Source organism: Nocardioides sp. GY 10113 (genome assembly GCF_004919105.1).
Lineage (GTDB): Bacteria > Actinomycetota > Actinomycetes > Propionibacteriales > Nocardioidaceae > Nocardioides.
Window position 1 is genome coordinate 37,125 of sequence record NZ_STGK01000006.1, and the last position, 13,428, is coordinate 50,552.

At 74.0% G+C, this 13,428-nt stretch carries 14 protein-coding genes; 7 read left to right on the forward strand and 7 right to left on the reverse strand.

The window, feature by feature from the left end:
* Positions 1–221: 221 nt before the first annotated feature.
* Together E8D34_RS09445 and E8D34_RS09450 are read left to right on the forward strand one after the other, a co-directional pair.
* Positions 222–746 (forward strand): DinB family protein, encoded by a 525-nt coding sequence (locus E8D34_RS09445; protein WP_136594597.1) that lies wholly within the window; start codon positions 222–224, stop codon positions 744–746.
* 46 nt (positions 747–792) lie between these two features.
* Positions 793–1,581 (forward strand): thioesterase family protein, encoded by a 789-nt coding sequence (locus E8D34_RS09450; RefSeq protein ID WP_136594388.1) that lies wholly within the window; start codon positions 793–795, stop codon positions 1,579–1,581.
* A gap of 33 nt (positions 1,582–1,614) precedes the next feature.
* Here E8D34_RS09450 and E8D34_RS09455 read toward each other — a convergent pair whose 3' ends face one another.
* Positions 1,615–1,947: a hypothetical protein gene (locus E8D34_RS09455; protein ID WP_136594389.1), complete on the reverse strand. Its 333-nt coding sequence runs from the start codon at positions 1,945–1,947 to the stop codon at positions 1,615–1,617.
* Positions 1,948–2,067: 120 nt separating this feature from the next.
* On the opposite strand from E8D34_RS09455, the gene dapD reads away from it, so the two are divergent.
* Together dapD and E8D34_RS09465 are read left to right on the forward strand one after the other, a co-directional pair.
* Entirely contained in the window at positions 2,068–3,006 is a 939-nt protein-coding gene (gene dapD, locus E8D34_RS09460; protein WP_136594390.1) for a 2,3,4,5-tetrahydropyridine-2,6-dicarboxylate N-succinyltransferase, read from the forward strand.
* 91 nt (positions 3,007–3,097) lie between these two features.
* A complete protein-coding gene (locus tag E8D34_RS09465) occupies positions 3,098–4,057 on the forward strand; it encodes a hypothetical protein (RefSeq protein ID WP_136594391.1) in 960 nt (319 codons plus the stop codon).
* 27 nt (positions 4,058–4,084) lie between these two features.
* Here E8D34_RS09465 and E8D34_RS09470 read toward each other — a convergent pair whose 3' ends face one another.
* On the reverse strand, positions 4,085–4,273 hold the full coding sequence (locus E8D34_RS09470) for a DUF1918 domain-containing protein (protein ID WP_136594392.1): 189 nt from the start codon (positions 4,271–4,273) through the stop codon (positions 4,085–4,087).
* A gap of 99 nt (positions 4,274–4,372) precedes the next feature.
* Positions 4,373–6,388, reverse strand: coding sequence for a hypothetical protein (locus tag E8D34_RS09475; RefSeq protein ID WP_136594393.1), 2,016 nt, complete (start codon positions 6,386–6,388; stop codon positions 4,373–4,375).
* Between the two features lie 56 nt (positions 6,389–6,444).
* Here E8D34_RS09475 and E8D34_RS09480 point away from each other — a divergent pair, with 56 nt between their 5' ends.
* Positions 6,445–6,834: a cupin domain-containing protein gene (locus E8D34_RS09480; RefSeq protein ID WP_136594394.1), complete on the forward strand. Its 390-nt coding sequence runs from the start codon at positions 6,445–6,447 to the stop codon at positions 6,832–6,834.
* A gap of 41 nt (positions 6,835–6,875) precedes the next feature.
* Here the strand turns inward: E8D34_RS09480 and dapC are convergent, their stop codons facing one another.
* Positions 6,876–7,997, reverse strand: a complete 1,122-nt coding sequence (gene dapC / locus E8D34_RS09485; protein ID WP_136594395.1) for a succinyldiaminopimelate transaminase — start codon at positions 7,995–7,997, stop codon at positions 6,876–6,878.
* A gap of 7 nt (positions 7,998–8,004) precedes the next feature.
* A complete protein-coding gene (fdxA, locus tag E8D34_RS09490) occupies positions 8,005–8,331 on the reverse strand; it encodes a ferredoxin (RefSeq protein WP_136594396.1) in 327 nt (108 codons plus the stop codon).
* A gap of 109 nt (positions 8,332–8,440) precedes the next feature.
* Between fdxA and E8D34_RS09495 the strand changes: the two genes are divergently transcribed.
* Positions 8,441–9,376, forward strand: a complete 936-nt coding sequence (locus tag E8D34_RS09495) for a GNAT family N-acetyltransferase (RefSeq protein WP_136594397.1) — start codon at positions 8,441–8,443, stop codon at positions 9,374–9,376.
* A gap of 701 nt (positions 9,377–10,077) precedes the next feature.
* Here E8D34_RS09495 and E8D34_RS09500 read toward each other — a convergent pair.
* Both E8D34_RS09500 and E8D34_RS09505 read right to left on the reverse strand, forming a co-directional pair.
* Complete coding sequence (locus tag E8D34_RS09500; protein WP_240771260.1) at positions 10,078–10,572, reverse strand: GNAT family N-acetyltransferase; 495 nt, start codon at positions 10,570–10,572, stop codon at positions 10,078–10,080.
* Between the two features lie 37 nt (positions 10,573–10,609).
* A complete protein-coding gene (locus tag E8D34_RS09505; protein ID WP_136594399.1) occupies positions 10,610–12,022 on the reverse strand; it encodes a cystathionine beta-synthase in 1,413 nt (470 codons plus the stop codon).
* Between the two features lie 128 nt (positions 12,023–12,150).
* Between E8D34_RS09505 and E8D34_RS09510 the strand changes: the two genes are divergently transcribed.
* A complete protein-coding gene (locus E8D34_RS09510; RefSeq protein WP_136594400.1) occupies positions 12,151–13,236 on the forward strand; it encodes an SGNH/GDSL hydrolase family protein in 1,086 nt (361 codons plus the stop codon).
* Positions 13,237–13,428: the final 192 nt, after the last annotated feature.

Genomic DNA, 13,428 nt, shown 5'->3' on the forward strand with positions numbered 1-13,428 from the left:
TTGACGGCTGTGACGGGCCGGCCCCGTCCGGTTCTACTGGGCCCACCCCCGGGTCGGGGCGGCTGTTCTTCCGGAGGCTCGCCGCTGATGACGGCTCGAGCGCCTGTGGGGCCAGCCTACGGCTCGCACAGGGAGGCCTGCCAATCGGTTCTCGGCAACGGTGGGCGGCGACCCCCTTGCCAGCCGGCGCCCGCGCACCGTTGGGTGGAGGGGTGAGCCAGATGTGGGTGGACGGCGACCAGGACCCGCGGACCTACGGGGAGCCCGACGGCGAGCTGGCGACCTACCGGGAGTACCTGACGAACTACCGGCTGACGCTGGGCATGAAGTGCGAGGGCCTCGGGCCGGAGGAGCTGGCGCGCCGCTCGGTGCCGCCGAGCGCGATGAGCCTCCTCGGCCTGGTCCGGCACATGGCGCGGGTCGAGCACTTCTGGTTCCACCGGGTGCGGCGCGGCACCACCGGCGCCCGCCTGTACGACGACGGGGACGCCGGGTTCGCCGAGGTGGAGCCGACCGAGAAGGCCCGCGCCGAGGCGTGGGCGACGTGGCAGGCCGAGGTCGCCTCGGCCGACGACTGGCTCGACGGCGAGGACGACGCGGCGCTCGGCGAGGTGGTCACCTTCCGCGACGGCACCGAGACCGCGACCAAGCGCGACATCCTGGTGCACCTGATCGAGGAGTACGCGCGCCACTGCGGCCACGCCGACCTGCTCCGCGAGGCGATCGACGGGCGGCGGGGCCAGTAGCCGGACCGGCGGAGGGACCGGCGACGCCGACGGGCAGGATGGCCCCGTGGCTTACCTCCTCGACGAAGCGGTGGCGTGCGAGCCGCTGGGCGGCGGCGTCCAGCGGGTCGAGCTGACCACCGACTGGAACACCGCCAACGGCACGCCGAACGGCGGCTACATCCTCGCCGTGCTCCAGCACGCGGCGATGCAGCACGCGGCGCACCCGGACCCGTTGAGCATCGCGGTGACCTACTTCCGCCCGGCGACCGCGGGCCCGGCCGAGGTGCACGTGCGCGAGGTCCGCGTCGGGCGCCGCGTCTCGACGTACGACGCGATCCTGGTCCAGAACGGCAAGGAGATCGCGCACGCGGTGCTCAGCACCCACGACTGGGACAAGACCGGGTCGATCGAGCACACCCCGCACGCCGCGCCCGAGATCCCGGGCCCGCTGGAGTGCCCGGACAGCCCCGCGTTCCCCGCCGGGTTCATGCCGATCCTGGACCGCTACGCCTACCGGACGAACTACCAGCCGGGCTGGCTGGTGGGCGAGCCGTCGGGCAGGACCGAGGTGCTCGCCTGGATCCGGGCCGCCGACGAACGCCCCGTCGACGCGCTGCTCGCCGGGGCGATGGTGGACGCCTTCTTCCCCGCGACCGCCGAGATCGGTCACGTGGCGTCCTCCACCATCCAGCTCACCGTCCACTACCGGCGGCGCCCCGAGTCGCTGTGGGCGCTCGGCCACGTCGTCGCACGGCACGTGATCGCCGGCTACCACGACGAGGACGTGGAGCTGTGGGACGAGCAGGGGCGCCTGATCGCCCAGAGCCGGCAGCTGGCCATCCTGGCGGAGTAGGGCGCGGCACCGTCCCTCGACGCCCGCCGGACCTCAGCGGTCCTCGGGCTCCGGTGGGATCGTCGGCTCGCCGCGCGGCGTCAGCTCGTACAGCCGGTAGACGAGGTAGCGCAGATCGGCCGGCTGCCCGCGCACGAGACCGACGACGTACGCCGCGGCCGCGTCGACGTCGCCCCAGGCGACCGCGGCGAGGTCGTCCCACTCATCGGGCGTCATCACGATCTCGACCTCGAACCGGGAGCCGTCGGCCCGCGCACCCGCCACGACCAGGCCGTGGGGCGCGCGCTGGGCAACCCCCGCGTCGCCGTAGCAGGACGCGAGCGCCTCGACGAGCACCTGCCACGCCACGTCGTACGAATCGACCATGCGGCGAGGGTGCCAGTGCCGGAGCAGGTCCGCACCGGATTGTCCGGCGGAGCCGGCGACGGTGTCAGCCGTCACGCCCGCGTCGGTCCGCCGACCGCGCGCCCCGTAGACTCCCCCACCGTGACCCGCACCGCCTGGGCCTTCGGCCTCACCACGTACGCCTCCGACGACTCGGTGCTCGACACCTGGTTCCCGCAGCCCGCGCTCGGCGACGCTCCGGTCGGCGTGGTCGCACCGAAGGACCTGGTCGCACTCACCGGGAGCGACGCGGTGCGCCGCGTCGAGCGCCAGGTGGCGCTGGTCCAGATCGACCTCGACAAGGCGCCGCGGACCGCCCAGGACGTGTGGCTGCGCCTGCACCTGATCTCGGCCCGCCTGGTGCGGCCGCACGAGATCAACCTCGACGGCGTCTTCGGCCTGCTGACCAACGTGGTGTGGACCAGCGCCGGCCCGTGCGCGGTCGACGGCTTCGAGCAGACCCGCGCCCGCCTGCAGGCGGCCGGCCAGCACGTCACCGTGCACGGCGTGGACAAGTTCCCGCGGATGGTCGACTACGTGCTCCCGACCGGCGTCCGGATCGCCGACGCCGACCGGGTCCGCCTCGGCGCGCACCTGGCCGAGGGCACCACCGTGATGCACGAGGGCTTCGTGAACTTCAACGCCGGCACGCTCGGCGCCTCCATGGTCGAGGGCCGGATCTCGGCCGGCGTGGTCGTCGGTGACGGCAGCGACGTGGGCGGCGGCGCCTCGATCATGGGCACCCTGTCGGGCGGCGGCAAGGAGGTCATCTCGATCGGCCGGCGCTGCCTGCTCGGCGCGAACGCCGGCATCGGCATCTCCCTGGGCGACGACTGCGTCGTGGAGGCCGGCTGCTACATCACCGCCGGCACCAAGGTGACCGTCCTCGATCCCGGCCAGGAGCCCCGCGTGCTCAAGGCCCGCGAGCTCTCCGGCGCGAGCAACGTGCTGTTCCGCCGCAACTCCGTCTCCGGCGCCATCGAGGCCGTGCCGTGGCAGGGCGAGGGCATCGCCCTCAACGCCGCGCTGCACGCCAACTGACGGCCGCCGACCACCGGCACGAGCACGACCCCGAGCACGACCGCACCCTCATGACCGCCATGCGCCACCAGCGACCCCGGACACTGGTCTGATGCGGAGGGGTACGGGCGCGATCTTCCTCGGACTGGTCGTGCTGGCGATGATCGCCGTGATCGGCGTCGCCGTCCTGCGCGCCACCGACCAGCTCGGCCTCGGCCCGGACGGCGACTGCACGGCGAGCGTCGACGACCACACCGTCGTGGTCAGCGGCGAGCAGGCCGAGAACGCGACCCTGATCACCGCGATCGCGATCGAGCGCGGGCTGCCGGCGCGGGCGGTCTCGATCGCCCTGGCCACGGCGTACCAGGAGTCGAAGCTGGAGAACATCGAGCACGGCGACCGCGACTCGCTCGGACTCTTCCAGCAGCGTCCCTCGCAGGGCTGGGGCACCGAGGAGCAGGTCCTCGACCCCGTCTACTCCACCAACGCCTTCTACGACGCCCTGGAGAAGGTCGACGGCTACGAGGCGATGGAGATCACCGACGCGGCGCAGCGCGTGCAGCGCTCGGCGTTCCCCCGGGCGTACGCCGACCACGAGGCCGACGCCCGCGCGCTGGCCTCGGCGCTGACCGGCTACTCACCGGCCGCGTTCAGCTGCGACCTCGACGGCGGCGCGCCCACGGCCGAGCCCGTGCTGCGCCCCAACGGCCTGACCGACCGCGCCGACGCGGTGCGCCGCGACCTGCTCGAGCGCTTCGGCCGGCTCTCCCTCGGCGGCTACGAGCCCGGCGGCGCCACCAGCGGCCACATCGAGGGCTCCGCGCACTACGACGGCCGCGCCGTCGACATCTTCTTCCGTCCGATCACCGAGCAGAACCAGACGCGGGGCTGGGCCGTCGCGCACTACCTGGTCGGCAACGCGGCCCGGCTCGACGTCCGCACCGTCATCTTCGACGGCATGATCTGGCGGGCCGGCCAGGCCGAGTGGCGCGACTACCGGGCGCCCGACGGCCCCGGTGACCCCGAGATCCTCGAGCACCGCGACCACGTCCACGTCGACGTCTTCCGCTGAGCCTGGCTGCAGGCTGAGCCGGACGGATCAGTCCCCGCCCGGCAGCACGTGGGCGTCGCCGCCGGGGAAGACCAGGCCCTCGTGGCCGTCCTCCCAGCGCACCAGGTACGGCGGGCCGCCGTCGGCGCCGCGCACCTCAAGAATCTCGCCGCGGTGCCGTGGTGAGTCCACCTTGTTGCTCTCCGCGACCAGCACGTCGCCGACCTGCGCGTGCATCGCACCACCTCCGGATCCTCGATCTCCACCATGCGCCAGACCGCGCGCCGGGACAAGGGGTGGCACGAGCCAGCGAGGGACCACGGGGTCGGCTGACCCTCAGCAGCGCACCCGCCACGCCAGCGGCGCCACGGGATCCGGCTGGTAGCTGCAGCAGGCGCCGGTCCGCACCGCGCGGGCCAGGTGTGCCCCGAGCACCGGGTGCAGCGCGGTGATCCGGCGCAGGCCGTAACGCAGCGACCGGGTCACGCTGGTCCGCGCCCGCTCGGCCGTGCCGCCGACCAGGCGGGCGCGGCCGGCGAGTCCGACCGCCCCGGCGAGCTCGGCCAGCAGGTAGTCCCGGTCGCGCGCTGCGAGAAGCCGACGGGCCTCGTCGTTGTCACGCTCCGCCTCCTCGAGGTCGGCCTCCACCTCGACCAGCCGCCGGCGGTAGGCCTCCCGCGCCTCCTGGTCGAGCACGGGAAGACCCGGCTCGACGACGCCGGCGCCGGCCAGGTCGAGCGCGTGGAACTCGCGCCCCGGAGCGGCGAGCAGCCGCGCCAGCAGCGCCACGCCCTTGAGGTCGGGCACGGAGACCTCCTTGTCGGCGTACCCGATCCGCCAGCGCTCGCCGTCGCGTTCCAGCCACGCCACGGCCGGGGCGGGTGCCGGACGCGCGGGCGCCCCGGCCAGGTCCGCCAGCCTCGCGACCTCCGCCGCGCGGCGGTGCGCGCCGAACGCGCCGAAGCCCGTCGCCGCGGCCCGCCACTCCACCCGGGCCAGCTCGCCCCGGCCGCAGGCCGCCAGAGCGCTGCCCAGCACGACGCGCGCCTCCCCCGCGTCGTACGGCGCCTCCAGCTCGGTCCAGGCGGACGCGGCGTCCTGCGCGGGCTCGATGGCCTCCTCCGGCCGACCGGCCACGAGCGCCGCGCGGGCCCGCGCGAGCCGCGCCTCGGCCCGCAGCAGCGGGCCCCCGTAGCTGCCGCAGATCTCCTCGAGCTGAGTCGCCGCCTCCTCGGCGCCGGCGGCGTCCCCCGCGGCCGCGGAGATCGCCGCCTTCGCCGCCAGCAGGGGCACCAGCCGCAGGCCGCCGAACGGCGGCCGCTCCTTCCAGGGCACCGACATCGGGTGCTCGATCTCGGCGCGCACCATCGCCGCCGCCACCTCCGGCTGCCCCTGCGCCAGGCGCAGCAGCGCCAGTCCCGGCTGCGGCGCCCACGCCTGGCCGTGGGCCTCCAGGAAGGCCTCCTCGGCGCCGTCGAGGTCGCCGCGTCGGAGCCGGATGTTGCCCAGCTCGGTCAGCGGCCAGCCGTACTCGCGCCGCATCCAGGGCCGGAGCTCGGCGCAGGCGCCCAGCGCCTCCGCCTCGGCCGAGGCCACCGGCCCGGAGATCCGCAGCAGCTCGGCGCGGTGGATCCGGCACCGACCGTGCGTGGAGCCGAGGGCGGGGCCGGTGCGCCACCGGTCCATGACCGTGGTCCACTCCCGCGCCCGGTCCTGGTGCCCGACCCACAGCGCGGCACAGACCAGCTCGCAGTAGACGTTGCCGGTGGTGAGCGGGTCGAACTCCCCCGCCGCCAGGTCCACGGCAAGCTCGTCGAGCAGGGCGAGCCCGTGCTCGACCTCACCGGCCTGCATCGCGATCCGCGCGACCGCGGTCCGACCGAGCCCCCGCGCCGGGTCGACCCCGAAGCGCTCGCCGAGCTCGACCGCCTCCCGGGCGTGCGCCGCGGCCCCCTCCGGGTCACCGGTCAGCAGCCGCTCGTACGCCGTCACCAGGGCCAGCAGGGCGTGGACCGCGCCGGGTGGCGCATCCCCGAGCAGGCGCCGTGACCGCGCCGCCCAGCCGCGGACCGCCGCCATCAGCCCGCTCTCGCACAGCAGCAGCACCGCGACCATCGCCGCGGCCCGCGCCGCCGCCTCCGATCGGCCCGCGCCGGCCTCGAGCGCCGAGAGCCTCTCCCAGGAGCCGATCGCGCCCTCCAGGTCGCCGAGGCCGTACCGGGCGGCGGCCGCCACCTCGAGGCCCTCCGGGCTCCCCGGCGCTTCGGGGTCGGCGGCCAGCGCCTCCAGCGCGCCACCGAAGTCGCCACGCTCCACCGCGGCGCGCGCGAGGGTGAGGTCGGGGACTGTCACGATGTGACATCGCTTGTCACGCCTTCAGGGTATCCACCCACGAAGGAAGGCACACCATGCACATCGCCACGCAGGACCTGCCGATCACGATGAACGCCCTGGGCGCGGTGGCCCGCCACCAGGGGGACTTCGGCGTCGCCGACGGCGCGCTGGCCGCCGAGCACCTCTCGCTGGCCGCGGGCGTCGACATCGCGCCGCTGCTGACGGGCCTGGAGCACGACCTCTGCGGCGCCCCGCACTGGGGCTACCTGAGCACGGGCCGGGTGGTGGTGACCTACGCCGACGGCCGGACCGAGACGTGCGCGGCGGGCGAGATGTTCCACTGGCCGGCGGGACACACGGTCCGCGTCGAGGAGGACGCCGAGATCCTGATGTTCAGCCCCGCGGCGGAGCATCGCCGGGTGATGAACCACATGCTCGGCATGCTCGCCGTGAGCCCGGCCTGACCTGCGCCGCCCGGTCCCGTCGACTCAGCCTGGATCCACGCTCAGGCGGCGAGCCGGGCGGCCGCGGCGGCGACCCGCTCGTCGGTCGCGGTGAAGGCGACCCGCACGTGGTGGCTGCCCGCGGCTCCGTAGAAGGCACCGGGCGCGACGAGGATCCCGCGGCCGGCGAGCTCGTCCACGATCTCCCAGCAGTCGGGGCCGTCGGGGCCCTTGGTCGCCCAGAGGTACAGCGAGGCCTCGGAGTGGTCGACGGTGAACCCGGCCGACTCCAGCGCCGCACGCAGCTGTGCCCGTCGTACGGCGTAGCGGGCGTGCTGCTCGGCGACGTGGGCGTCGTCGGTCAGGGCCGCCACCATGGCGGCCTGCTGCGGGGCCGGCATCTGCAGGCCGAGGTTCTTGCGGACCGCGAGCAGCTCGGCGACCACGCGAGCGTCACCGGCGACGAAGGCGCACCGGTAGCCGGCCAGGTTCGAGCGCTTCGACAGCGAGTGCACCGCGAGGATCCCCTCGGTGCTGCCGCCGCAGATGTCGGGGTGCAGGACCGAGTGGGCCTCCCCCTCCCACACGCAGTCCAGGTAGCACTCGTCGCTGACCAGCAGCACACCACGCTCGCGGCACCAGTCCACGACCTTCTTCAGGTGCGCCGGCGGCAGCACCCGACCGGTCGGGTTGGACGGGCTGTTGAGCCACAGCAGCTTCGGCGTGCGCGGGCCGAGCGCGGTCAGCGCGTCGGTGGCGATCGCCTCGGCACCCGCCAGCGCCGCGCCGACCTCGTACGTCGGGTAGGCCAGCTCCGGGTAGACGATCAGGTCGCCCTCGCCGATGCCGAGGTGGATCGCGAGGGAGCCGATCATCTCCTTGGAGCCGATCAGCGGCAGCACCTGGTCCACGCCCAGCCCGGTCACGCCGTGGCAGCGCGCGAACCAGTCGACGACGGCCTGCCGGGTCTCGACGCGACCGACGGTGAGCGGGTAGCCGGGCGCGTCAGCGGCGGCGCGCAGCGCCTCCTGCACCACCTGCGGGGTCGGGTCCACCGGCGTACCGACCGACAGGTCGACGATCCCGTCGGCGTGGGCCGCGGCCTTCTCCTTGAAGGGAGTCAGCTTGTCCCACGGGAAGTCGGGCAGGCGTCCCGAGACGCCGAGGTAACGCTGGGTGCTCAACAGGTGCTCAGTGGTCCTGGTTCTGCGGCTCGAGGGCGGCGATGAACGTGGCGTCGTGGTCGATCTCGCCCATCTTGGCGGCGCCACCGGGCGAGCCGAGGTCGTCGAAGAACTTGACGTTGGCGTCGTAGTAGTCCTTCCACTCCTCCGGCACGTCGTCCTCGTAGAAGATCGCCTCGACCGGGCAGACCGGCTCGCAGGCACCGCAGTCGACGCACTCGTCGGGGTGGATGTAGAGCATCCGCTTGCCCTCGTAGATGCAGTCGACGGGGCACTCGTCGACACACGCACGGTCCTTGACGTCGACGCAAGGCTGGGAGATGACGTAGGTCATCGGATCCTCCTGGGACGGATGCGGCGCTGCGGACCGGGTCGGTCGCTCACGTTCTGGCTCGGTCGGCCACGAATGTCTTTCGTGCCTCGGTCAACTCTAGTATCCCGCCGTGGAGAACGAGCAGGGACACCACGATCCGGGCAGGCATCTTCTCGGTCCGCACGTGATCGGTCAGCGGGTGGTGATCCGCCGACTGGTCCGCGGCGAGACGGGACCGACCGGTGGTCCGGCCTTCACCGACCTGCTCGGCGAGTGCCTCGCCTGGGGCGACGGCGTCGCCGTGGTCCGCCCCGCGTCCGGCCCCGCGGTGGAGATCGCGATCGCCGACATCGTCTCCGGCAAGCCCGTCCCGCCCCGCCCCTCGGTGCGGCACCGGGTGTCGGTGGCCGACGCCGAGGCCCACACCGCCCGCCTGTGGGGCGGGATCGAGGCCACCGCGCTCGGCGAATGGGTGCTGCGCACCGAGCCCGCCCCGCGCGGCCGGCCGCGCAAGCGCGCCAACTCCTGCCTGGCCGTGGGCGATCCGGGCCTGCCGCTGCCCGACGCGGCGGCGCGGGCCGCTGCGTTCTACGCCGAGCGCGACCGGCCGGCACTGCTCCACGTCGAGGCCGCCTCCGACGAGGAGGCCGCGCTCACCGAGCTGGGGTGGGCGCCGCTCGGGCACGGCGACGCCGATCTCCGGCTCGCCTCGGTCTCCCGGGTGCGTCGAACGCTGCGGCGCCCCTCCCGTCCGGTGGAGGTCACCGCCTCCGGCCCGTTCGCCACCGCCACGGCGGGTGACGGCTGCGACCCGACCGCGGAGGGGCGCGCCGCCCTGGACGGCGACTGGCTCGGCCTGCACGGGGTGACCGTGGACCCGGCGTACCGCCGCCGCGGCCTGGCCACCGATGTGATCGCCGCGCTCCTGGAGTGGGGCGCCGAGCAGGGCGCGACGACGGCCTGGCTGCACGTGGAGACCGACAACCCCGGCGGTGGCGCGCTGTGGGAGTCGCTGGGCTTCACCACCCACCACACGATGCGGTACCTGACCCGGCCCGGCTCCTGAGCGGCTGTCGTGCCGCGAGCACCGCATCCGCTGCCGCTGGCTGAGCTGCCGGCCGCCGGTCCCGGAGGTGGGTCGTGTGCCTGAGACATCGGTATAGCGGGTTCCTGGGCACACGACCCCGTCCGCACCGGAGCTCGGCTCGAGTCGTGTGCCTGAGACATCGGTATAGCGGGTTCCTGGGCACACGACCCCGTCCGCACCGGAGCTCGGCTCGAGTCGTGTGCCTGAGACATCGGTATAGCGGGTTCCTGGGCACACGACCCCGTCCGCACCGGAGCTCGGCTCGAGTCGTGTGCCTGAGACATCGGTATAGCGGGTTCCTGGGCACACGACCCCGTCCGCACCGGAGCTCGGCTCGAGTCGTGTGCCTGAGACATCGGTATAGCGGGTTCCTGGGCACACGACCCCGTCCGCACCGGAGCTCGGCTCGAGTCGTGTGCCTGAGACATCGGTATAGCGGGTTCCTGGGCACACGACCCCGTCCGCACCGGAGCTCGGCTTGAGTCGTGTGCCGCACACAGCGGAATAGCGGGTTCTCGGGCACACGACCCACACCGGCGGTGTCGACCCCGTCCCCGACGGTCGCGCCGACGCGGTAGCGGTGGTCGATCCCCGCGGCCTGGCCGGACCAGGATCAGGTCGTCACCGGTCCGAGCGGTGAGCGCGTCACCCTTCGCCGCGTCTCAACCGTCTCGGCCGTCTCACTCGGCGAGCGCGCGCAGGTCCTCCCCGACCAGTCGGTAGGTGCTCCACCCCTTCATCGGGCGCCCGCCGAGCCGCTCGTAGAACTCGATCGACGGCGTGTTCCAGTCCAGGACCACCCACTCCAGGCGCTCGTACCCGCGGGCCACCACGATCGCCGCGAGCGCGCGGAAGAACGCCTTGCCGAAGCCGCGCCCGCGGTGCTCCTCCTCGACGAACAGGTCCTCGAGGTAGACCCCGGGCACGCCGGTCCAGGTCGAGTAGGAGCGGTACCACAGCGCCACGCCGACGACCCGGCCGTCGTACTCGGCCAGCAGCGCCTCGGCGACCGCGTCGGGGCCGAACAGCCAGGTCCGCAGCTTCTCCTCGGTGTTCACGACCGCGTCGGGGTCGCGCTCGTACTCGGCCAGCTCGCGGATCAGGCGCAGGATGTCGGGCACGTCGTCGGCGGTGGCGGCGCGGATCCCCTCGGGCAGTGCAGGTGCGGTGGTCACGGCGCCCATCCTGCCGGTCCCGCGCGCGCCGCCGGCGTCAGCCCCGGGCGAGGAAGGCGAGCAGGTCCTGCCGGGTCAGTACGCCGACCGGCTTGCCGTCCTCGTGGACCAGCACCGCGTCGGCGTGCTCCAGCATCCCGACCGCCGCGGTGGCGGGCTCGGTCGAGCCGATCGTGGGCAGCGCCGGGGACATGTGCTGCTCGACGGGGTCCGCGAGCTTCGCCTCGCCGGCGTAGAGCGCGTCCAGCAGTGCCCGTTCGGAGACCGAGCCGGCCACCTCGGCGGCCACGATCGGGGGCTCGGCACGGACCACGGGCATCTGCGAGACGCCGTACTCCTGGAGGATGTGGATCGCCTCGGCGATGGTCTCGGTCGGGTGGGTGTGCACCAGCGCGGGCAGGGCGCCGGTCTTGCCGCGCAGCACCTCCCCGACCGTCCGCGCCTGCGAGGACACGCCGGTGTCGAAGCCGTACTGGGCCAGCCAGTCGTCGTTGAACACCTTGCTCAGGTAGCCGCGCCCGGAGTCGGGCAGCAGCACCACGATCACGGCATCCGTGCGCCCCTCGGCGGCCAGCTCGGCGGCGAGCTGCTTGGCGGCGTACGCCGCCATCCCCGAGGAGCCGCCGACCAGCATCTGCTCCTCGCGGGCCAGGCGCCGGGTGAACGCGAAGGAGTCGGCGTCGGAGACCTCGATGATCCGGTCGGCGATGTCGCGGTCGTAGGTCTCGGGCCAGAAGTCCTCGCCGACGCCCTCGACCAGGTAGGGGCGGCCGGTGCCGCCGGAGTAGACCGAGCCGGCCGGGTCGGCCCCGATCACCTGGACGTCGGGGTTCTGCTCCTTGAGGTACCGCCCGATCCCGCTGATCGTGCCGCCGGTGCCGACGCCGGCCACGAAGTGGGTGATCCGTCCCTCGGTCTGGCGCCAGATCTCCGGGCCGGTGGTCTCGTAGTGGGAGCGCGGGTTGTGCGGGTTGGAGTACTGGTCGGGCTTCCAGGCGCCGGGCTGGGAGGCGAGCCGGTCGGAGACGTTGTAGTAGGAGTCCGGGTGCTCGGGCGCGACCGCGGTCGGGCAGACCACGACCTCGGCTCCGTAGGCGCGCAGCACGTTGCGCTTGTCCTCGCTGACCTTGTCGGGGCAGACGAAGACGCAGTGGTAGCCCTTCTGCTGGGCGACCATGGCCAGCCCGACGCCGGTGTTGCCCGAGGTCGGCTCGACGATCGTGCCGCCCGGCTGGAGGGCGCCGGAGGCCTCCGCGGCCTCGATCATCCGGGTCGCGATCCGGTCCTTCACCGAGCCGCCCGGGTTGAGGTACTCGACCTTCGCGAGCACCAGCGGTCCGGGGTCTCCCCCGGCCCCCTCCCCCTCGGACGGGGGCAGGTCCAGGCTGCGGCGCAGGCGCACCAGCGGGGTGTTGCCGATCAGGTCCAGCAGCGAGTCGACGTACTCCATGGGCTCACGGTATTCCCTCCCCATCGCCGCGCCACTCCCCCCTCGGCGCACCGGCCGGACGCAGGTATCTCCACGTCGGGCCATCTCCCGGGAACCTGCCGGTAACAAGCGGTTCGTAGAGTGGGCGGGTGAGCAAGGCTGCAGCTGCAAGGAAACTCGCCGCCGCCGCACTCTACGGTGGCGGCGGTCTGTCTGCCGTGGGCGCCGGCCTGTACGGCGTACTGACCGCCGAGGCGAAGCTGGCCCGCAGGATCATCGGGCCGACGCTGGAGGCGCCGCCCCCGGACGCCACCGGCTGGTACGGCCGGGGCCGTCCCGGGCCCGCGATCCGGCTGGCGCTGCTGGGCGACTCCAGCGCCGCTGGCTACGGCGTCGAGCGGGTCGAGGAGACACCCGGGGCACTGGTGGCCAGCGGCCTCGCCGAGTACGCCGACCGCCGGGTCTACCTGCGCGAGTTCTGCGTGGTGGGCGCGAAGTCCTCCGACCTGGCCAGCCAGGTCGACCGGGCGCTGCTGATCGAGCCCGAGGTCGCGGTGATCCTGATCGGCGGCAACGACGTCACCCACACCGTGCTGCCCTCGCAGTCCGTGCGCCACCTCTCCGAGGGGGTACGGCGGCTGGTCGCGGCCGGCTGCGAGGTGGTCGTCGGGACCTGCCCGGACCTGGGCACCATCCAGCCGATCGCTCCCCCGCTGCGCCAGGTCGCCCGCGCCTGGTCGCGCCGACTGGCGGCCGCCCAGACGATCGCGGTCCTCGAGGAGGGCGGCCGGACCGTCTCTCTCGGCTCGATCCTCGGCCCCGAGTTCGCGGCCGCGCCGGCCGTGCTCTTCGGCCCCGACCAGTTCCACCCGTCCTCGGCCGGCTACCGCGCGCTGGCCAACGTGCTGATCCCCTCGGCGCTGGCGGCGCTGGGCGAGGTGCCCGACCACGAGGAGGCCCTGGAGGCCTACCGGGGCGAGGCGGTGCTGCCGATCACCCGGGCCGCGGTCCAGGCCGTCAACGAGCCCGGCACCGAGCTGGACGGCACCGAGATCGAGGGACGTCGGACCGGTGTGCGCGGGCTGTGGGTCGAGCTGCGTCACCGCCGGCGCCGCGCCCAGATCCCGGGCGAGGCCCCGGAGGACGGGGAGGCGCAGAACGGCGGCGAGGTCCGCACCATCGGCGCCCACGAGGCGGGGACCGGCACCGACGAGCCCGCCCAGGCCAGCGGCTAGCGGCACCGCGACGCGACCAGCGACGAGGGCCCACCCGGTGTCACCGGGTGGGCCCTCGTCGTCCAGTCGGCACAGCGCTGCGTCGTACTGCTGCGTGCGGCTCGGGTCTGCTGCGCGGGGAACGCGACGCAGGCGCTCCGGAGGAAGCGACGGAGGAGCGACCGGAGGACGCGAGCGGCGCTTCTCCGCGCG

Excerpts from the sequence above, each read along its gene's own strand:
- E8D34_RS09455 (WP_136594389.1), bottom strand. The coding sequence starts at position 1,947 with ATGGTCGATTCGTACGACGTGGCGTGGCAGGTGCTCGTCGAGGCGCTC.
- E8D34_RS09465 (WP_136594391.1), top strand. The coding sequence starts at position 3,098 with ATGCGGAGGGGTACGGGCGCGATCTTCCTCGGACTGGTCGTGCTGGCG.
- E8D34_RS09470 (WP_136594392.1), bottom strand. The coding sequence starts at position 4,273 with ATGCACGCGCAGGTCGGCGACGTGCTGGTCGCGGAGAGCAACAAGGTG.
- E8D34_RS09480 (WP_136594394.1), top strand. The coding sequence starts at position 6,445 with ATGCACATCGCCACGCAGGACCTGCCGATCACGATGAACGCCCTGGGC.
- E8D34_RS09445 (WP_136594597.1), top strand. The coding sequence starts at position 222 with ATGTGGGTGGACGGCGACCAGGACCCGCGGACCTACGGGGAGCCCGAC.
- fdxA (WP_136594396.1), bottom strand. The coding sequence starts at position 8,331 with ATGACCTACGTCATCTCCCAGCCTTGCGTCGACGTCAAGGACCGTGCG.
- E8D34_RS09505 (WP_136594399.1), bottom strand. The coding sequence starts at position 12,022 with ATGGAGTACGTCGACTCGCTGCTGGACCTGATCGGCAACACCCCGCTG.